Here is a 19,596-nt window from a genome sequence, read left to right on the forward strand (position 1 = left end):
CGGCTCGCGACGTGCCCAATCGGCTTGCAACGCTCTAGCCTGAATTCCTGCGGGCTCAGCGCATGATGCCGCCGCTACCATAGCCTTTCAGGTTGGACTTCTTCATCACCGACTCATACTGGTGCGACATGAGGTGCGACTGCACCTGAGCCATGAAGTCCATGATGACCACTACCACGATCAGCAACGAGGTTCCGCCAAAGAAGAACGGCACGTTCCAGGCCACGATCAGGAACTGGGGCATCAGGGAAACCGCAGTGATGTAGAGGGCACCGAATAAGGTCAGACGAGTCATAACCTTATCGACATAGCGAGCGGTCTGTTCTCCGGGACGAATCCCGGGCAGGAAAGCTCCCGACTTCTTGAGGTTGTCGGCAACATCCTTGGGATTGAAGACCAGCGCTGTGTAAAAGAAGCAGAAGAATACCACCGCCGCCGCGAAAAGCAAGATGTACAGAGGTTGACCAGGGGCCAACGCCTGGGAAGCACGCTGCAGCCACTCCATACCTTCACCAGCACCAACCCATTGACCGAGCGATGCAGGGAAAAGCAGGATGCTGGAAGCAAAGATGGCCGGAATGACACCCGCCATGTTCACCTTGAGTGGCAGATAACTGCTCTGCCCAGCATACATCTTGTTGCCCACCTGGCGACGTGGGTAGTTGACCGTGATGCGACGCTGACCGCGTTCGATAAACACGACAAACGCCACAGTGGCAATTCCCAGCAGGGATAGTGCCAACAACGGCAACACATTCCACGCACCTTCATTGCGGGCCAGTTCAAAAGCCTGGGCCACGGCGCTTGGCAGACCGGCGACGATACCGGCGAAAATCAGCAACGAAATGCCGTTGCCAATTCCCTTCTCGGTAATCTGCTCACCCAGCCACATCAGGAACACCGCCCCACACACAAAGGTAATGATGGCGGTGAAATAGAAACTGAAGTCGGCTGCGTAAGCGATGCCTTGGCTCCCCAGACCCACGGACATGCCCGCGGCCTGGACGAGGGCCAGCACCACCGTGCCGTAGCGCGTGTACTGGCTGATCTTGCGGCGACCGCTCTCGCCTTCCTTTTTCAACTGCTCGAGGCGAGGTACGACGGCGGTCAACAGCTGCATGACAATCGACGCCGAGATGTAGGGCATGATGCCCAACGCGAAGATACTCATGCGCTCCAGGGCACCACCCGAGAACATGTTGAACATGCCCAGGATGGTACCCTGCTGCTCCCTGAACAAGGCAGCAAGCTGGTCAGGATTGATACCGGGAACGGGGATGTGGGCACCGATACGGTAAACCACAATGGCGAGGAGCACGAAGCGCAGACGCGCCCACAGTTCACTCAGACCGCTGCCCATCGCCGGCATATTTCCTGACTTGGCCATTTAGTCCTCTACCTTGCCACCAGCGGCTTCAATCGCAGCGCGAGCACCTTTGGTGACACGCAGACCGCGAACAGTAACCGCCTTGTTCAGTTCGCCAGAAAGGATGACCTTGGCGTACTTGGTCGCATCCTTCAGCACGTTGGCTGCCTTGAGGGTTTCCAGGGTGACTTCGTCACCAGCAACCTTGGCCAGTTCGGCCAGGCGTACTTCTTCGGAAACCAGAGACTTGGCCGAGGTGAAGCCAAACTTCGGCAGACGACGCTGCAGAGGCATCTGACCGCCTTCGAAGCCCGGCTTGACGCTGCCGCCGCTACGCGACTTCTGGCCTTTGTGACCACGGCCACCGGTCTTGCCCAGACCGGAGCCAATGCCACGACCGACGCGCTTTTCAGCGTGCTTGGAGCCCGGTGCCGGGCTCAGGCTGTTAAGTTTCATGGATTACTCTCCCTCAACTCGCACAAGGTAGTTGACCTTGTGGATCATGCCGCGAACGGCAGGGGTGTCTTCCAGCTCAACCGTGTGACCGATGCGGCGTAGGCCCAGGCCACGCATAGTGGCCTTGTGCTTTTCCAGAACGCCGATGGTGCTACGGATCTGGGTAACCTTGATCGTTGCTGCCATGGTGTCTTACCCCGTGATCGCTTCAACAGAGAGACCGCGCTTGGCGGCTACATCTTCAGGGGACTGCATGGAAGTCAGACCCTTGACAGTAGCGCGCACCACGTTCACCGGGTTGGTGGAACCGTAGCACTTGGCCAGGACGTTATGGACACCAGCCAGTTCCAGCACGGAACGCATGGCACCGCCTGCGATGATACCGGTACCGTCGGAAGCCGGCTTCATGAACACCTTGGAGGCGCCATGGCGAGCCTTGACCGGGTACTGCAGAGTACCATTGACCAGGTTGACCTTGACCATGTTGCGACGAGCCTGGTCCATGGCCTTCTGGATAGCGACCGGCACTTCACGTGCCTTGCCGCGACCGAAGCCGACCCGGCCGTTACCATCACCAACGACGGTCAGAGCGGTGAAACCGAAAATACGGCCACCTTTGACCACCTTGGCGACACGGTTGACCTGCACGAGCTTTTCCTGCAGATCGCCGTTTTGCTGTTCGTTCTTCGCCATCGTAAAACCCTTTAGAATTCCAGGCCGCCTTCACGAGCGGCGTCGGCCAGGGCCTTCACACGACCGTGATACTTGAAGCCAGCGCGGTCGAAGGCCACCTGGGTGATGCCTGCTTCCTTAGCGCGTTCCGCAATCAGAGCACCCACCTTGGCGGCAGCATCAGAATTGCCGGTCGCACCCTCACGCAGGCTCTTGTCCAGCGTGGAAGCGCTGGCCAGGACCTTGCCACCATCCGGCGAGATAATCTGCGCATAGATGTGACGAGGGGTACGGTTCACGCACAGGCGAAACACGCCCAGCTCGCGGATCTTGGCGCGAGCGCGGCGGGCACGACGGAGACGAGATTCTTTCTTCGCGTTCATAACCCTGCCTTACTTCTTCTTGGCTTCTTTACGGCGGACATGCTCATCCGCATAACGTACACCCTTGCCCTTATAAGGCTCAGGCGGACGATAAGCGCGGATTTCCGCTGCGACCTGGCCGAGCTTCTGCTTGTCCGCGCTCTTCAGCACGATAGTGGTGTTCTTCGGAGTTTCCGCAGACACACCTTCAGGCAGTTCATAATCGACCGGGTGAGAAAAGCCCAGTGACAGATTGAGCGTCTGGCCTTTCGCTTGAGCGCGATAACCGACGCCGACGATTTCGAGGGTCTTGGTGAAGCCTTCAGATACACCAGTGACCAGGTTCTGGACCAGGGCACGAGTGGTACCGACCATCGCCCAGCTCTTGGCGGACTCGCTCGGGGTGAAGGTCAGCTGACCATCTTCCTGGCCGATGACCACATCGCTGTGGACAGCCAGAGAAAGCGTGCCCTGACCGCCCTTGGCAGTCAGAGTGCCGTCATCGAGCTTGACCTCGACGCCGGCAGGCACTTTAACTGGATATTTGGCTACGCGGGACATTCCAAACTCCTAGAATACGGTGCAGAGGACTTCGCCGCCAACACCAGCCTGGCGAGCAGCGCGGTCAGTCATCACACCCTTGGAGGTGGAGACGATCGCAACGCCCAGGCCATCGGCGACCTTCGGCAGCGCATCCTTGCCCTTGTAGTTACGCAGGGAAGGCTTGGAAACCCGCTGCAGGTGCTCGATAACCCCCTTGCCTTCAAAGTACTTGAGGCTGACGGTCAGCTCGGGCTTGGCTGATTCGCTTACCGCGAAGTCAGTGATGTAACCCTCTTCTTTCAGCACACGGGCCACTTCAATCTTGAGCTTGGAGGACGGCATGGTAACCGTCTCCTTAGTGGCCTGCTGCGCATTGCGGATACGGGTAAACATATCCGCCAGAGTGTCTTGCATGCTCATTTAACTTGCACTCCTGATGATTCTACGTGGCGTTACCAGCTGGACTTCTTGAGTCCGGGAACGTCGCCACGCATGGCGGCTTCACGCAGCTTGTTACGGCCGAGGCCGAACTTGTTGTAGTAGCCGTGCGGACGGCCAGTGACACGACAGCGATTACGCTGACGCACCGGACTGGAGTCACGCGGCAGCGACTGCAACTTGAGCTGCGCATCGAAGCGCTCTTCATCAGAAGCGTTCACGTCCTGGATGATCGCCTTGAGCGCAGCGCGCTTGGCAGCGAACTTTTCCACCAGCTTGGTACGCTTGAGCTCGCGCTCTACCATGCTTTTCTTTGCCATGATCCCACCCTTATTTCTTGAACGGGAAGTTCAGCGCGCTCAGCAGCGCACGACCTTCTTCATCGGTGTTGGCAGTAGTGGTGATGGTGACATCCAGACCACGAATCCGGTCGATCTTATCATATTCGATCTCCGGGAAGATGATCTGCTCACGCACCCCCATGGAATAGTTGCCACGACCGTCGAAGGACTTCGGGTTGAGACCACGGAAGTCACGAACGCGGGGGATCGCGATATTCACCAGGCGATCGAGGAAGTCCCACATACGCTCACTGCGCAGAGTGACCTTGACCCCAATCGGCCAGCCTTCACGCACCTTGAAGCCCGCGATGGACTTACGTGCCTTGGTCACCATCGGCTTCTGACCAGAGAGCTTCTCCATGTCACCGATGGCTGCGTCGATCAGCTTCTTGTCGCTGGTCGCTTCGCCGATACCCATGTTCAGGGTCACCTTGGTGATCCGGGGTACCTGCATAACGTTGGCGTAGCTGAACTGCTCTTTGAGTTGAGCCACCACCTCGTTTTGATAACGTTCTTTCAAGTTCGCCATTTTGCTATCCGACTCGCGTTAGGCGTCGATCTGCGCTTGCGTCGACTTGTAGATACGTACCTTGGTACCGTCTTCCTGGATCTGGAAGCCGACGCGATCCGCTTTGCCGGTCTCCTGATTGAAGATCGCCACGTTGGACGCGTGAATCGGTGCCTCGCGCTCGACGATACCGCCCTGGTTGCCCGCCATCGGATTGGGCTTGGTGTGACGCTTGATCATGTTCACACCGGACACTACAAAGCGATCGTCCTTGAGGACGCGCTTCACGGTGCCGCGCTTACCCTTATCCTTGCCGGCGATGACGATGACTTCATCATCACGTTTGATCTTTTGCATATTCGCCTCGCTCCTTACAGCACTTCAGGCGCCAAGGAAATGATCTTCATGAACTTCTCGTTACGAAGTTCACGGGTCACCGGCCCGAAGATACGGGTACCGATCGGCTGCTCGTTGGTGTTGTTCAACAAAACGGCCGCATTTCCATCGAAGCGAATCAGTGAACCGTCGGGACGACGAACACCACTCTTGGTGCGAACAACCACCGCCTTCAGCACCTGGCCTTTCTTGACCTTGCCGCGCGGGATGGCTTCTTTCACCGTGACCTTGATGACGTCGCCAACACGAGCGTAACGGCGGTGGGAACCACCGAGCACCTTGATGCATTGCACCCGGCGCGCCCCGCTGTTGTCAGCAACATCCAGCATTGTCTGAGTCTGAATCATCGGTTTTCTCCAAACCTAATCTGACTGCACTGAATTGATAGACCCAGGGTCTATCAACCCTTGGCCTGCTCGACGACCTCGACCAGAGTCCAAGCCTTGTTCTTGGACAGCGGACGGCATTCCTGAATGGTTACCGTATCGCCAGCCTTAGCCTGGTTGGTCTCGTCGTGGGCGTGCAGCTTGGTGGAGCGCTTGACATATTTGCCGTAGATCGGGTGGCGCTCACGACGCTCGATCATGACAACGATGGACTTCTCCATCTTGTCACTCACCACCTTACCGGTGAGCTTACGGGCTTTTTTCTCTTCGGCCATCTCAGACACCTGCCTTTTCATTGAGCACAGTCTTCACGCGGGCGATATCCCGACGAACCTGCTTGAGCAGATGAGTCTGGCTCAGTTGGCCGGTAGCCTTCTGCATGCGCAGGTTGAACTGCTCGCGGAGGAGTTCGAGAAGCTGCTCCTGGAGCTGTTCTACTGACTTTTCACGAATTTCCTGGGCTTTCATCACATCACCGTCCGTTTCACAAAGGTGGTGGAGACCGGGAACTTCTGAGCGGCCAGTGCGAATGCTTCGCGAGCCAGCTCTTCAGAAACACCTTCAATCTCGTACAGGACCCGACCGGGCTGGATCTGTGCGACCCAGTACTCGACGGAACCCTTACCTTTACCCATCCGGACTTCCAGAGGCTTCTTGGAAATCGGCTTGTCCGGGAAGACACGGATCCAGATCTTACCGCCACGCTTGACGTGACGAGTGATGGCACGACGGCCAGCTTCGATCTGGCGGGCGGTGACACGACCACGGCCAGTGGCCTTGAGGCCGTACTCACCGAAGCTCACCTTGCTTCCGCGATGCGCCAGGCCACGGTTGCGGCCCTTTTGCATCTTGCGGAATTTCATACGCTTTGGTTGCAACATCGAATCGCTCTCCCCTTACCTGGAACCTTTCTTCTTGGAAGGCGCGGCTGCCGGCTGCTTGGCCTTGGCGCGAACTTCCTCGATGCCCCCGAGGATTTCACCCTTGAAGATCCAGACCTTGACACCGATGATGCCGTAGGTGGTCTTGGCTTCGAAGGTGGCGTAATCGATGTCCGCACGCAGGGTGTGCAGCGGGACACGACCTTCGCGGTACCACTCGGTACGGGCGATTTCCGCGCCACCGAGACGACCGGAGAGCTGTACCTTGATGCCGCCGGCACCCAGACGCATGGCGTTCTGGACAGCGCGCTTCATGGCACGGCGGAACATCACACGGCGTTCGATCTGACCGGCGATGTTCTGAGCAACGAGCTGGGCATCCAGCTCAGGCTTGCGAACTTCCTCGATGTTGACGTGAACCGGCACGCCCATCATCTCGGTGACGTCGCGACGCAGACGATCGACATCTTCGCCCTTCTTGCCAATCACGATGCCCGGACGAGCAGTGTGAATGGTGATGCGCGCATTGTTCGCTGGACGCTCGATGGTGATTTTGCTTACGGAGGCGTTCTTCAGACGCTCTTCCAGAAAGCTACGCACCGCGAGGTCGTTGTTCAGCTTGTCGGCATAGGCGCCGCGCTCGGCGTACCAGACAGAGGTATGGTCTTTGACGATACCCAGTCGGATGCCTGTTGGATTGACTTTCTGACCCATCTGGTCGACTCCTACTTCTCGGCTACCTTGACGGTGATGTGGCAGGTGCGCTTCAGAATGCGATCCGCACGGCCCTTGGCACGAGGACGGATGCGCTTGAGCGTCATACCCTCATCGACACAGATGGTCGAGACGCGCAGCTCGTCAATGTCCATGCCGTTATTTTCTTCCGCATTCGCGATGGCGGACTGCAGCACCTTCTTGACCAGCTTGGCGGCCTTCTTCGGTGAGAAGGTCAGCAGGTCGAGCGCCTCGGCGACAGGTTTACCGCGCACCTGATCAGCCACCAAACGGGCCTTCTGTGCGGATAAAGCAGCGCCACGCAGCTTTGCTGTGACTTCCATCTCTAAATCCTCTCTGGCTTACCGTTTGGCTTTCTTGTCCGCCGCATGACCGCGATAGGTGCGGGTAGCAGCGAATTCGCCCAGCTTGTGGCCAACCATTTCCTCGGAGACATGCACCGGGACATGTTGGCGACCGTTATGGACTGCAATGGTGAGCCCGACCATGTTGGGCAGGATCATAGAACGACGCGACCAGGTCTTGATCGGTTTGCGATCGTTCTTTTCCGCTGCAGTCTCAACCTTTTTCAGCAGATGAAGGTCAATGAAAGGACCTTTCTTCAGTGAACGTGGCACAGCCGTTACCTCTTAATGTCTTGGCGTGGGATCTTAACCGCGAGCCTTACGGCGACGGACGATCAGCTTATCGGTGCGCTTGTTCTTGCGGGTCTTGTGGCCCTTGGTGGGCATACCCCACGGGGACACCGGGTGACGACCACCACTGGTGCGGCCTTCGCCACCACCGTGCGGGTGATCCACCGGGTTCATCGCAACACCGCGAACGGTAGGACGCACACCTCTCCAGCGCTTTGCACCGGCCTTGCCAAGTTGACGCAGGCTGTGCTCGGAATTGCTCACTTCACCCAGGGTGGCACGGCACTCGGCCAACACCTTGCGCATCTCGCCAGAACGAAGACGCAGAGTGGCATAGTTACCTTCACGAGCCACCAGCTGGGCGCTGGTACCGGCGCTACGGGCCAGCTGAGCACCTTTACCCGGCTTCAGTTCGATGCAGTGAACTGTAGAACCAAGCGGGATGTTGCGCAGCGGCAGAGCGTTGCCCTTCTTGATCGGCGCGTTGACGCCGGACTCGAGACGATCACCCGCTTCAACACCCTTGGGGGCGATGATATAGCGACGCTCGCCGTCGAGGTACTTCACCAGCGCGATGTGCGCGCTGCGGTTCGGGTCATGCTCCAAGCGCTCGACGATGGCCGGAATGCCATCCTTGGTGCGCTTGAAGTCAACGATCCGATAATGATGACGGTGACCACCGCCCACATGACGGGTAGTGATGCGACCGTTGTTGTTACGACCACCGGACTTGGACTGCTTCTCGAGCAGCGGCCCATAGGCGCGGCCTTTGTGCAGACCTTCACCAACGATCTTGACGACGTGGCGACGACCAGCGGAGGTCGGTTTAGTCTTGACGATTGCCATGATCCGTACTCCTGCCTTTACTCGGCGCCAGAGAAGTCTTCAAGCGTCTCGCCGGCGGCCAGTGTCACGTACGCCTTGCGATAACCCTTGCGCATACCAATACCGTGCGCCGTGCGCTTGGTCTTGCCCTTGACGTTCACAACCTGAACGCTGTCGACCTTCTTGCCGAACAACTGCTCGACGGCGACCTTGATCTCGGGCTTGGTTGCGTCGCTTGCCACCTTGAACACGTACTGATTACGCTCGGCAGCCATAGCGGCCTTCTCGGTCACGTGCGGACCAAGCAGAACCTTGAATACACGCTCCTGGTTCATGCCAGCTTCTCCTCGAATTTGCGCAGAGCAGAGACAGTAGCCAGGACCTTGTCAAAGGCGACCAGGCTAACCGGGTCAGCGGCAGCAACGTCCACTACATCCACGTTAGGGATATTGCGGGCGGCCAGGTACAGATTCTCGTCGACTTCTTCAGTCACGATCAGCACCTTCTCAAGGCTGAGTTCCTTGAGCTTGGCGACCAGCTGCTTGGTTTTCGGAGAGTCGACGGTGAAGCTTTCAACCGCAACGAGACGCTCCTGACGGACCAGCTCGGAAAGAATCGAGCGCATGGCCGCACGGTACATCTTGCGGTTGACCTTCTGGGAGTGATCCTGCGGGCGAGCCGCGAAGGTCACACCACCGCTGCGCCAGATCGGCGAACGGATAGTACCGGCACGAGCACGGCCAGTACCCTTCTGGCGCCACGGCTTCTTGCCGCCACCACGAACGTCGGAACGGGTCTTCTGTGCACGGCTACCCTGACGGCCACCAGCCAGATAGGCAGTGACAACCTGGTGAACCAGTGCTTCGTTGAATTCTTTGCCAAAGGTAGCGTCGGACAGTTCAACAGTCCCGGCGCTTGCACCTGCAAGATTCAGATTCATTGGAAATTTCCCCTTCAGCCAGCTTTGACGGCGCTGCGCACGATGACATCACTGCCGGTAGCACCAGGAACGGCGCCTTTGATCAGCAGCAAGTTGCGCTCGGCATCGACACGGACGATTTCCAGGCTCTGAACGGTGCAACGCACGTTGCCCATCTGGCCGGCCATCTTCTTGCCCTTGAATACGCGACCCGGAGTCTGGCACATGCCGATAGAACCCGGCGCACGGTGGGACAAGGAGTTACCGTGGCTGTTGTCCTGGGTACGGAAATTCCAGCGCTTAACAGCACCCTGGAAACCTTTACCCTTGGAAGTGCCGGTCACGTCAACGCTTTGACCAGCTTCGAAGAGGGATACAGTGAGTTCGCCACCGACTTCCGGAGCATCTTCACCTTCATTCAGGCGAAACTCCATCAGGGAGCGACCAGCCTCGACACCTGCCTTTGCGAACTGGCCAGCTTGGGCCTTGGACAGATGCTTGGCTTTGCGGGAGCCAGTTGTCACCTGAACCGCTGCGTAGCCGTCAGTCTCAACAGACTTGACACGCGTTACACGGTTAGGCTCAACCTCAATAACGGTTACGGGCACAGACGCGCCATCTTCGGTGAAGACACGGGTCATGCCGGCCTTCCTACCGACCAAACCGATAGTCATTCTCTATCTCCTATAGTGTACGGGGCTATCACCCGCTATGGCTGCCCTTTCCAGAGCATTCCACTAGCACATTGTATGGCGCCATCCCGGCGCGGCGGCTGCTGAAACTCATCTGATCAGATGAAGATCGCTGGGCCGCGAGTGTCTAGTGTAAAAAATCAGTCGAGCTTGATTTGCACGTCAACGCCTGCGGCGAGATCGAGCTTCATCAGAGCATCAACCGTCTTCTCAGTCGGCTCGACAATATCGAGCACACGCTTGTGAGTACGAATCTCGTACTGATCACGGGCGTCCTTGTTCACGTGCGGAGAAATCAGCACGGTGTAGCGCTCGCGATTGGTCGGCAGAGGAATCGGACCACGAACCTGGGCGCCAGTACGCTTGGCGGTATCAACGATTTCCGCGGCGGACTGATCGATCAGGCGATGGTCGAAAGCCTTCAACCGAATGCGAATCTTCTGGTTCTGCATTAGCCCTAACTCCAATGGATCTTGACGGCGCGAGCCGTCAACCCACGCATTCAAAGGATGCGCATTATATGCGCACGGAAATCGAGAGTCAAACCCTCAATTCCGATGCGCAGAAAAGGGGGCTCCGCGAGGAGCCCCCTTATGTCGTTAAGCTGTCGCTTACTCGACGATCTTGGCCACGACACCAGCGCCGACGGTACGACCACCTTCGCGGATAGCGAAGCGCAGACCTTCGTCCATGGCGATCGGAGCGATCAGGCTGACAACCATCTTGACGTTGTCACCCGGCATGACCATTTCAACACCTTCCGGCAGTTCACAGGTACCAGTGATGTCAGTGGTACGGAAGTAGAACTGCGGACGATAGCCCTTGAAGAACGGAGTGTGACGACCACCTTCGTCCTTGGACAGAACATACACTTCCGCTTCGAACTTGGTGTGCGGAGTGATGGTGCCCGGCTTGGCCAGAACCTGACCACGCTCGACTTCGTCACGCTTGGTACCACGCAGCAGCGCACCAACGTTCTCGCCAGCACGACCTTCGTCGAGCAGCTTGCGGAACATTTCGACACCGGTAACGGTAGTCTTGGTGGTGTCCTTGATACCGACGATCTCGATTTCTTCACCAGCCTTGACGATACCGCGCTCGATACGACCGGTAACAACGGTACCACGACCAGAGATGGAGAATACGTCTTCGATCGGCATCAGGAACGGCTGATCGATGGCACGCTCCGGCTCAGGGATATAGTCATCCAGAGCCTTGATCAGGTTGGCAACAGCAGTAGTACCCATGCCGTTGTCATCCTTGCCTTCCAGAGCCATCAGAGCAGAACCGGTGATGATCGGAGTGTCATCGCCCGGGAAGTCGTACTCGTTGAGGAGGTCGCGAACTTCCATCTCAACCAGCTCGAGCAGCTCTTCGTCGTCAACCATGTCGGCCTTGTTCAGGAACACGACGATGTACGGAACACCAACCTGGCGAGACAGCAGGATGTGCTCGCGAGTCTGCGGCATGGGGCCGTCAGCAGCGGAACAGACCAGGATAGCGCCGTCCATCTGGGCAGCACCGGTGATCATGTTCTTGACGTAGTCGGCGTGTCCGGGGCAGTCAACGTGCGCGTAATGACGGATCTCGGACTGATACTCGACGTGAGAGGTGGCGATGGTGATACCGCGCTCACGCTCTTCCGGCGCATTGTCGATCTGGTCGAACGCGCGCATTTCGCCGCCGAAAACCTCAGCAGACACACGAGTCAGGGCCGCAGTCAGGGTAGTCTTACCATGGTCGACGTGACCGATGGTGCCGACGTTGACGTGCGGTTTGGAACGTTCGAATTTTTCCTTAGCCACTGCTATGACCTCTTTACGTTAGCTAACGGTTAACCGTTCTGATTGATGACGGCTTCAACGACGCTTGAGGGAGCCTCGTCGTACTTCGCGAACTCCATGGAGTAGCTCGCACGGCCCTGGGTCTGAGAGCGCAGATCGGTCGCATAACCGAACATCTCACCCAGCGGCACCACTGCGCGGATGACCTTGCCTGAAGAGGAGTCATCCATACCCTGCACCAGACCGCGACGACGGTTCAGGTCGCCCATGACGTCACCCATGAAGTCTTCAGGGGTCACGACCTCGACCTGCATCATCGGCTCCAGCAGGACGGCCTTGGCCTTCTTGGCGCCTTCCTTGATGGCCATGGAAGAGGCCACCTTGAACGCAGTCTCGTTAGAGTCCACGTCATGGTAGGAACCATCGTACAGAGTGACCTTGACGTCGATCATCGGGTAACCCGCGATGACACCATTCTGCAGCTGTTCGAAGGCCCCTTTCTCGACCGCCGGCACGTATTCCTTGGGAACCACACCGCCGACGATTTCGGAAGCGAACTTGAAGTGCATCTCTTCGTCGCCTTCCTTGTCCGCCTCAGTGAGCGGCTCGATACGCAGCCAGACATGACCGAACTGACCGCGACCACCGGACTGACGAACGAACTTGCCTTCCTGCTCGACACTGCCGCGGATGGTTTCGCGGTAGGCGACCTGAGGCTTGCCGATGTTGGCTTCCACCTTGAACTCGCGACGCATGCGGTCAACGATGATATCCAGGTGTAGCTCGCCCATACCGGAGATGATGGTCTGACCAGTCTCTTCGTCGGTCTTGACACGGAAGGACGGATCTTCCTGGGCCAGCTTGCCCAGAGCAATACCCATCTTCTCCTGGTCAGCCTTGGACTTGGGCTCCACTGCCACGGAAATAACCGGCTCCGGGAACTCCATGCGCTCGAGAACAATCTTGTTGTCGATGTCACACAGGGTGTCACCAGTGGTGACGTCCTTCAGACCGATACAGGCAGCAATATCGCCAGCGTACACTTCCTTGATCTCTTCGCGAGAGTTGGAGTGCATCTGCACGATACGACCCACACGCTCCTTCTTCTGCTTGACAGAGTTATAGACGCTGTCACCAGAGTTCAGCACGCCCGAGTAGACGCGAATGAAGGTCAGCGTACCAACGAAGGGATCGGTAGCGATCTTGAACGCCAGAGCAGCGAAAGGCGCATTGTCATCGGCTTCACGAGTCGCGATGGTGCCATCCTTGTCGTCCAGCTCACCTTCGATGGCCTTGACCTCGAGCGGAGACGGCATGTACTCGATAACCGCATCCAGCACCGCCTGCACACCCTTGTTCTTGAACGCAGAACCACAGGTAACCAGAACGATTTCGTTGTCCAGCGTACGACGACGCAGACCAGCCTTGATTTCTTCCTTGGACAGATCGCCCTCTTCGAGGTACTTCTCCATCAACTCTTCGGAAGCTTCAGCCGCCGCCTCGAGCATCTGCTCGCGGAACTCTTCGGCCTTGTCCTGAAGTTCTGCAGGAATGTCGACCAGCTCATAGCTCATGCCCTGGTCAGCTTCATTCCACAGAATAGCCTTCATTTCGAGCAGGTCGATAACGCCCTTGAACTCGTCCTCGGCACCCCAGTTGATCTGGATCGGCACCGCATTGGCGTTCAGGCGGTCCTTGAGCTGCTCAACAACCATGAAGAAATCAGCGCCGGTACGGTCCATCTTGTTGACGAACACCATGCGCGGAACTTCATACTTGTTGGCCTGACGCCAGACCGTTTCGGTCTGCGGCTGAACGCCGGAGGAGCCACACAGAACAACAACGGCACCATCGAGCACACGCAGTGAACGCTCCACCTCGATGGTGAAGTCGACGTGCCCAGGAGTATCGATGATGTTGATGCGGTGCTCATCGAACTGCTGATTCATCCCCTTCCAGAAGGTAGTAACAGCAGCAGAGGTGATGGTAATGCCCCGCTCCTGCTCCTGCTCCATCCAGTCGGTAGTGGCAGCACCGTCATGCACCTCACCCAGCTTATGGGAGAGGCCGGTGTAGAAGAGCACACGCTCAGTCGTGGTAGTCTTGCCCGCGTCAACGTGGGCACAGATGCCGATGTTGCGGTAGCGATTAAGAGGTGTTTTGCGTGCCACGGTGAAAATCCCCGTTGGTTGGAAGCGCCCGGATCACGGGCGCCTCGTGATTGGAAGCGCGCCCTGGTTTCTAAAAAATTAGAAACGGTAGTGAGAGAAGGCCTTGTTGGCTTCCGCCATGCGATGCACGTCTTCACGCTTCTTGACGGCAGACCCTTTACCCTCAGCGGCATCCAGCATTTCACCTGCCAGACGCTGTTCCATGGTCTTCTCACCACGACGACGAGCGGCGTCTACCAACCAACGCATGGCCAGCGCCTGACGACGAGACGGACGAACTTCAACCGGAACCTGATAAGTCGCACCACCAACGCGGCGTGACTTGACCTCGACCATCGGCTGGATAGTTTCCAGCGCCTTGTCGAAAATCTCCAGCGGCTCTTCATTGGAACGCTCGGCAACCCTGTCCAGCGCACCATAGACGATGCGCTCAGCTACGGACTTCTTGCCGCTGATCATCAGGTGGTTCATGAACTTCGCCAGGCGCTCACTTCCGAACTTGGGATCCGGCAGGATCTCGCGCTTGGCCGCAACTCTTCTTCTAGGCATGATAAGCCCTCTATCGAAGGGTCCTTCAGGTAAACTCGAGACTCGCTTTACGCGGCTCGACCTTACTCTTATCAGACCGAATCAAAACTGAATGTAATACGTCGGAAGAGCCTTATGCCTTCGGACGCTTGGTACCGTACTTGGAACGGCCTTGCTTACGATTCTGGACACCAGAGGTATCAAGAGCACCACGGACAGTGTGATAGCGCACACCCGGAAGGTCCTTTACGCGACCGCCGCGGATCAGGACCACAGAGTGCTCCTGCAGGTTGTGACCTTCACCACCAATGTAGGAAGACACTTCGTAGCCGTTGGTCAGACGCACACGACAGACCTTACGCAGAGCGGAGTTCGGCTTCTTCGGGGTGGTGGTGTACACGCGGGTACAAACGCCGCGCTTCTGCGGGCAAGCCTGCAGCGCAGGCACGTCAGTCTTCTTGACCTGACGCTTGCGCGGCTTGCGCACGAGCTGGTTGACTGTTGCCATTTAAGACTCCAATTGGGTTACCTTGACGGAAGCGCTGAAACAAGCACTTGGCGGCCCGTTCGGTAGCTGTTCGCTTCCTGTATTGCGTTCCTTTAGCAGTGTCGCAGGCGTACCCGCCCCACTGTTAAAGGCTGCGCATTCTAATGCTGACACCTGGCGCCGTCAAGCCCGGCGCGCATGCGCGCCGGGCTTGCACCGGGTCAGAGTTCGTCGTCATCCGAGTCAAGGGCGGTAAGCTGGGCTCCCAGCTCCTGCTCGACGTCGTAGGCCGACGGAGCGAACGACCGCTCTGCATCTTCACGCTTGCGGCGACGCTCTTCGTGATGGGTCAGACCGGTACCAGCCGGAATCAGACGCCCCACTACCACGTTTTCTTTCAGACCACGCAGGTAATCGCGCTTGCCGGTCACGGCAGCCTCGGTCCGTACGCGGGTCGTCTCCTGGAAGGAAGCCGCAGAAATGAACGACTCAGTTGCCAGGCTGGCCTTGGTGATACCCAGCAGCAGACGCTGGTACTTGGCCGGGAATTTGTCCTGGGCCTGGAGCGTTGCGTTCTGCTCCAGAACACGCACCAACTCGACCTGATCACCCGGAATGAAGTCGGAATCACCTGCGTCGGAGATCTCGACCTTGCGCAGCATCTGACGCACGATCACTTCGATGTGCTTGTCGTTGATGCCTACGCCCTGCAGGCGATAGACGTCCTGAACCTCGGCGACGATGTACTTGGCCAGCTCAGCAATACCCAGCAGGCGCAGAATATCGTGCGGGTTACTCGGGCCATCCGAGATCACCTCACCCTTCTCCACCGACTCACCTTCGAACACCGCGATCTGACGCCACTTCGGAATCAGCATCTCGAAGGGATCGCCTTCGCTCGGCGTGATGGTCAGACGACGCTTGCCCTTGGTTTCCTTGCCAAAACTGATCACACCGCTGATTTCAGCAAGGACAGCAGGCTCCTTCGGCTTACGCGCTTCAAACAGGTCAGCAACCCGCGGCAGACCACCAGTGATGTCCTTGTTACCTGACGCCTCTACCGGGATACGGGCAACTACTTCACCAACACCAATGTGCGCGCCATTCTCGGCAGTGACAATCGCCTTGCCCGGCAGCAGGTACTGTACCGGGGTGTCTGAACCAGACACGGTCACCGGCCTGCCTGCGGCGTCGTTGAGCAAGATCATCGGACGCTTGTCACGACCGGCCATTGGGCGTGCTGCAGACTCGATGATCTCGATGGATGACAGACCTGTCATCTCATCGACGCTGCGGTGAATAGTCAGGCCTTCATCCATGTCCGCAAACTGCACGGTACCTTCGGCCTCGGCCACGATCGGATGAGTGTGCGGATCCCACTTGGCCACGGACTGACCGGCAGCGACATCATCACCGTCACGTACCGACAGCTCAGCACCATAAGGCAGCTTGTAGTACTCGCGCTCGCGACCATGCTCATCGGCTACCGCCAAGGCACTGGAGCGGGACACTACCACCAGCTTGCCATCACCACGTTCTACGAACTTGATGTTGTGCAGGCGCACCTTGCCACCGTGCTTGACCTGAACACTATCCACTGCAGAAGCACGAGATGCCGCACCACCGATGTGGAAGGTACGCATGGTCAGCTGAGTACCCGGCTCACCGATGGACTGGGCCGCAATGACACCGACTGCCTCACCGATGTTGACCTGATGACCACGAGCCAGGTCGCGGCCATAGCACGAGGAACACACGCCGTGAGTGGTTTCACAGGTGATGGTGCTGCGCACCACAATCTCGTCGACGCCCATGGTGTCGAGCTGTTCACACCAGGCTTCATCAAGCAAAGTGCCACGCGGGATCAACACTTCATCAGTAGCCGGGTCGATCACATCCTGAGCCACTACACGGCCAAGCACGCGCTGGGCCAGGGAGACGATGATATCGCCACCCTCGATGACAGGATGCAGTGTCAAGCCTCTCTCGGTACCACAATCATTCTCGGTGATGACCATGTCCTGAGCCACGTCGACCAGACGACGAGTCAGGTAACCGGAGTTGGCCGTCTTCAAGGCGGTATCCGCCAGACCCTTACGAGCACCGTGGGTCGAGATGAAGTACTGGAGTACGTTCAGACCTTCACGGAAGTTGGCGACGATCGGCGTCTCGATGATCGAGCCATCCGGCTTGGCCATCAAACCACGCATACCGGCAAGCTGACGAATCTGGGCAGCACTACCACGAGCACCGGAGTCAGCCATGATGAACACGCTGTTGAACGAGTCCTGCTCGACTTCGTTGCCATCGCGATCCGTTACGCTTTCCTTGGAAATGCCTGCCATCATCGCCTTGGCGACCTGGTCATTGGCACGCGCCCAGATATCGATGACCTTGTTGTACTTCTCACCCGCGGTCACCAGACCGGAGGAGAACTGGTCCTCGATTTCCTTGACCTCCTCTTCCGCCGCCTCGACGATCTCGGCCTTGGCTTCAGGAATAACAAAGTCGTTGACCCCGATGGAAGCACCGGACCAGGTAGCCAGACGGAAGCCTGTGTACATCAGTTGGTCAGCAAAGATGACCGCAGCCTTCAGACCAGCGCGACGGTACACCTCGTTGATCAGCTTGGAGATAGCCTTCTTCTTCATGGCCTGATCGACCAGTTCGAAGGGCACTCCTTCCGGCAGAATGCGGAACAGCAGCGCACGACCGACAGTGGTCTCGCGCAGACGGCGATGCTCGCTGCGTTCACCGGTCTCCTCGTCAACATCGACTTCCGCAAGACGTACTTTCACCTTCGCGTGCAAGGAGACGTTCTGGGTACCGAAGGCACGCTCGACCTCATTCAGGTCGGAGAACACCATCCCCTCACCCTTGGCGTTGATCCGCTCACGAGTCATGTAGTACAGACCGAGGACAACGTCCTGGGACGGCACGATGATCGGCTCGCCGTTGGCCGGAGACAACACGTTGTTAGTGGCCATCATCAAGGCACGAGCTTCAAGCTGGGCTTCCAGGGTCAGCGGTACGTGCACCGCCATCTGGTCACCGTCGAAGTCGGCGTTGTAGGCAGCGCAGACCAGCGGATGCAGCTGGATGGCCTTGCCTTCGATCAGCAGCGGCTCGAATGCCTGGATACCCAAGCGGTGCAGCGTCGGCGCACGGTTGAGCAGTACCGGGTGTTCGCGGATGACATCGGCAAGGATGTCCCACACTTCAGGCAGCTCGCGCTCGACCATCTTCTTGGCAGCTTTGATGGTTGAGGCCTGGCCACTGGCCTGGAGCTTGGCATAAATGAATGGCTTGAACAGCTCAAGCGCCATCTTCTTGGGCAGGCCACACTGGTGCAGACGCAGAGTCGGGCCAACGGTGATGACCGAACGACCGGAGTAGTCAACACGCTTGCCCAGCAGGTTCTGGCGGAAGCGACCCTGCTTACCCTTGATCATGTCGGCCAGGGACTTCAACGGACGCTTGTTGGAACCAGTGATGGCACGACCACGACGACCATTGTCGAGCAGCGCATCCACGGATTCCTGCAGCATACGCTTCTCGTTGCGCACGATGATATCCGGCGCATTGAGATCCAGCAGGCGCTTGAGACGGTTGTTACGGTTGATCACGCGACGGTACAGATCGTTGAGATCCGAAGTCGCGAAGCGGCCACCATCCAGCGGCACCAGCGGACGCAGGTCCGGCGGCAACACAGGCAGCACTTCCATCACCATCCAGGCCGGATCGTTGCCGGAACCGTAGAAGGCTTCGAGCAGCTTGAGGCGCTTGGACAGCTTCTTGATCTTGGTTTCAGAGTTGGTCTGCGGAATCTCTTCGCGCAGGCGCTCGATCTCTTCTTCCAGATCAATGTCCTTGAGCATGGCCTGAACGGCCTCAGCGCCCATACGGGCATCGAAATCGTCACCAAACTCTTCGAGAGCTTCGAAATACTGCTCATCGTTGAGCAACTGGCCACGCTCAAGCGTGGTCATGCCCGGGTCGATGACCAGGAAGCTTTCGAAGTATAGAACCCGCTCAATGTCACGCAGGGTCATGTCCATCAGCATGCCGATGCGAGACGGCAGGGACTTCAGGAACCAGATATGCGCGACAGGGCTGGCCAGCTCGATATGCCCCATGCGCTCACGGCGCACGGCAGCCTTGGTGACTTCGACGCCACACTTTTCACAGATGATGCCACGGTGCTTCATGCGCTTGTACTTGCCGCACAGACACTCGTAGTCCTTGACTGGGCCAAAGATCTTGGCACAGAACAGACCGTCGCGCTCAGGCTTGAAGGTCCGGTAGTTGATGGTCTCGGGCTTCTTGACCTCGCCGAAGGACCAGGAACGGATCATGTCAGGCGAGGCGAGCGAGATCTTGATCGCATCGAACTCATCAGTCTGAGACTGTGATTTGAGGACTTTCACCAAATCTTTCATTGGGTCGGCTCCGTTGCGGAGTTGTCATGGGC

Annotated in this window: 27 protein-coding genes; all 27 read right to left on the bottom strand. The window is 57.9% G+C overall.

Features of this window, described 5'->3' with window-relative positions; genetic code table 11:
* Positions 1-55: 55 nt before the first annotated feature.
* The 27 genes from secY to rpoC all read right to left on the bottom strand — a co-directional run bounded on the left by secY (position 56) and on the right by rpoC (position 19,564).
* Positions 56-1,387 (bottom strand): preprotein translocase subunit SecY, encoded by a 1,332-nt coding sequence (gene secY, locus Q1K07_RS09280; RefSeq protein ID WP_149283041.1) that lies wholly within the window; start codon positions 1,385-1,387, stop codon positions 56-58.
* On the bottom strand, positions 1,388-1,822 hold the full coding sequence (rplO, locus tag Q1K07_RS09285; protein WP_149283039.1) for a 50S ribosomal protein L15: 435 nt from the start codon (positions 1,820-1,822) through the stop codon (positions 1,388-1,390).
* Positions 1,823-1,825: 3 nt separating this feature from the next.
* A complete protein-coding gene (gene rpmD / locus Q1K07_RS09290; RefSeq protein WP_149283037.1) occupies positions 1,826-2,008 on the bottom strand; it encodes a 50S ribosomal protein L30 in 183 nt (60 codons plus the stop codon).
* 6 nt (positions 2,009-2,014) lie between these two features.
* On the bottom strand, positions 2,015-2,515 hold the full coding sequence (gene rpsE, locus Q1K07_RS09295; RefSeq protein WP_149283035.1) for a 30S ribosomal protein S5: 501 nt from the start codon (positions 2,513-2,515) through the stop codon (positions 2,015-2,017).
* 11 nt (positions 2,516-2,526) lie between these two features.
* A complete protein-coding gene (rplR, locus tag Q1K07_RS09300; protein WP_149283033.1) occupies positions 2,527-2,877 on the bottom strand; it encodes a 50S ribosomal protein L18 in 351 nt (116 codons plus the stop codon).
* A gap of 9 nt (positions 2,878-2,886) precedes the next feature.
* Positions 2,887-3,417 carry a 50S ribosomal protein L6 gene (gene rplF / locus Q1K07_RS09305; RefSeq protein WP_300310099.1) on the bottom strand — a complete coding sequence of 177 codons (531 nt, stop codon included), beginning with the start codon at positions 3,415-3,417 and terminating at the stop codon, positions 2,887-2,889.
* A 9-nt stretch (positions 3,418-3,426) separates the two neighbouring features.
* Positions 3,427-3,819 carry a 30S ribosomal protein S8 gene (gene rpsH, locus Q1K07_RS09310; RefSeq protein WP_300310101.1) on the bottom strand — a complete coding sequence of 131 codons (393 nt, stop codon included), beginning with the start codon at positions 3,817-3,819 and terminating at the stop codon, positions 3,427-3,429.
* Positions 3,820-3,851: 32 nt separating this feature from the next.
* Positions 3,852-4,157 (bottom strand): 30S ribosomal protein S14, encoded by a 306-nt coding sequence (gene rpsN, locus Q1K07_RS09315; protein ID WP_149283027.1) that lies wholly within the window; start codon positions 4,155-4,157, stop codon positions 3,852-3,854.
* Positions 4,158-4,167: 10 nt separating this feature from the next.
* Complete coding sequence (gene rplE / locus Q1K07_RS09320) at positions 4,168-4,707, bottom strand: 50S ribosomal protein L5 (RefSeq protein WP_149283025.1); 540 nt, start codon at positions 4,705-4,707, stop codon at positions 4,168-4,170.
* Positions 4,708-4,725: 18 nt separating this feature from the next.
* Positions 4,726-5,043, bottom strand: coding sequence for a 50S ribosomal protein L24 (rplX, locus tag Q1K07_RS09325; protein ID WP_149283023.1), 318 nt, complete (start codon positions 5,041-5,043; stop codon positions 4,726-4,728).
* Between the two features lie 14 nt (positions 5,044-5,057).
* Positions 5,058-5,429 (bottom strand): 50S ribosomal protein L14, encoded by a 372-nt coding sequence (gene rplN / locus Q1K07_RS09330; protein WP_149283021.1) that lies wholly within the window; start codon positions 5,427-5,429, stop codon positions 5,058-5,060.
* A 53-nt stretch (positions 5,430-5,482) separates the two neighbouring features.
* The gene (rpsQ, locus tag Q1K07_RS09335) at positions 5,483-5,743 is read right to left on the bottom strand and encodes a 30S ribosomal protein S17 (protein ID WP_149283019.1); all 261 of its coding nucleotides are present in this window, start codon (positions 5,741-5,743) and stop codon (positions 5,483-5,485) included.
* A 1-nt stretch (position 5,744) separates the two neighbouring features.
* Positions 5,745-5,936 (bottom strand): 50S ribosomal protein L29, encoded by a 192-nt coding sequence (gene rpmC / locus Q1K07_RS09340; RefSeq protein WP_021819611.1) that lies wholly within the window; start codon positions 5,934-5,936, stop codon positions 5,745-5,747.
* Positions 5,936-6,349 carry a 50S ribosomal protein L16 gene (gene rplP / locus Q1K07_RS09345; RefSeq protein WP_021819610.1) on the bottom strand — a complete coding sequence of 138 codons (414 nt, stop codon included), beginning with the start codon at positions 6,347-6,349 and terminating at the stop codon, positions 5,936-5,938. The genes rpmC and rplP overlap by 1 nt, the downstream gene beginning before the upstream one ends.
* A 15-nt stretch (positions 6,350-6,364) precedes the next feature.
* Positions 6,365-7,063, bottom strand: a complete 699-nt coding sequence (gene rpsC / locus Q1K07_RS09350) for a 30S ribosomal protein S3 (protein ID WP_149283016.1) — start codon at positions 7,061-7,063, stop codon at positions 6,365-6,367.
* Positions 7,064-7,074: 11 nt separating this feature from the next.
* Positions 7,075-7,407, bottom strand: a complete 333-nt coding sequence (gene rplV / locus Q1K07_RS09355; RefSeq protein ID WP_021819608.1) for a 50S ribosomal protein L22 — start codon at positions 7,405-7,407, stop codon at positions 7,075-7,077.
* An 18-nt stretch (positions 7,408-7,425) separates the two neighbouring features.
* Positions 7,426-7,701, bottom strand: coding sequence for a 30S ribosomal protein S19 (rpsS, locus tag Q1K07_RS09360; protein WP_021819607.1), 276 nt, complete (start codon positions 7,699-7,701; stop codon positions 7,426-7,428).
* Between the two features lie 33 nt (positions 7,702-7,734).
* Positions 7,735-8,565 (bottom strand): 50S ribosomal protein L2, encoded by an 831-nt coding sequence (gene rplB / locus Q1K07_RS09365; protein WP_149283014.1) that lies wholly within the window; start codon positions 8,563-8,565, stop codon positions 7,735-7,737.
* A 17-nt stretch (positions 8,566-8,582) separates the two neighbouring features.
* Positions 8,583-8,879, bottom strand: a complete 297-nt coding sequence (gene rplW / locus Q1K07_RS09370; protein ID WP_300310111.1) for a 50S ribosomal protein L23 — start codon at positions 8,877-8,879, stop codon at positions 8,583-8,585.
* On the bottom strand, positions 8,876-9,484 hold the full coding sequence (rplD, locus tag Q1K07_RS09375; protein WP_149283010.1) for a 50S ribosomal protein L4: 609 nt from the start codon (positions 9,482-9,484) through the stop codon (positions 8,876-8,878). The genes rplW and rplD overlap by 4 nt, the downstream gene beginning before the upstream one ends.
* 14 nt (positions 9,485-9,498) lie before the next feature.
* A complete protein-coding gene (gene rplC, locus Q1K07_RS09380) occupies positions 9,499-10,137 on the bottom strand; it encodes a 50S ribosomal protein L3 (RefSeq protein ID WP_300310114.1) in 639 nt (212 codons plus the stop codon).
* Positions 10,138-10,295: 158 nt separating this feature from the next.
* Complete coding sequence (gene rpsJ / locus Q1K07_RS09385; protein WP_010626466.1) at positions 10,296-10,607, bottom strand: 30S ribosomal protein S10; 312 nt, start codon at positions 10,605-10,607, stop codon at positions 10,296-10,298.
* A 159-nt stretch (positions 10,608-10,766) separates the two neighbouring features.
* On the bottom strand, positions 10,767-11,960 hold the full coding sequence (gene tuf, locus Q1K07_RS09390) for an elongation factor Tu (protein ID WP_300310118.1): 1,194 nt from the start codon (positions 11,958-11,960) through the stop codon (positions 10,767-10,769).
* Positions 11,961-11,989: 29 nt separating this feature from the next.
* Entirely contained in the window at positions 11,990-14,110 is a 2,121-nt protein-coding gene (gene fusA / locus Q1K07_RS09395) for an elongation factor G (RefSeq protein WP_300310120.1), read from the bottom strand.
* A gap of 78 nt (positions 14,111-14,188) precedes the next feature.
* Positions 14,189-14,659, bottom strand: a complete 471-nt coding sequence (gene rpsG / locus Q1K07_RS09400; RefSeq protein WP_021819599.1) for a 30S ribosomal protein S7 — start codon at positions 14,657-14,659, stop codon at positions 14,189-14,191.
* 112 nt (positions 14,660-14,771) lie between these two features.
* A complete protein-coding gene (gene rpsL / locus Q1K07_RS09405) occupies positions 14,772-15,146 on the bottom strand; it encodes a 30S ribosomal protein S12 (RefSeq protein WP_149283002.1) in 375 nt (124 codons plus the stop codon).
* A 200-nt stretch (positions 15,147-15,346) separates the two neighbouring features.
* Positions 15,347-19,564 carry a DNA-directed RNA polymerase subunit beta' gene (rpoC, locus tag Q1K07_RS09410; RefSeq protein ID WP_300310123.1) on the bottom strand — a complete coding sequence of 1,406 codons (4,218 nt, stop codon included), beginning with the start codon at positions 19,562-19,564 and terminating at the stop codon, positions 15,347-15,349.
* Positions 19,565-19,596 lie beyond the last annotated feature (32 nt).

It is taken from the genome of Halomonas sp. (assembly GCF_029263665.1).
Classification (GTDB): domain Bacteria; phylum Pseudomonadota; class Gammaproteobacteria; order Pseudomonadales; family Halomonadaceae; genus Halomonas.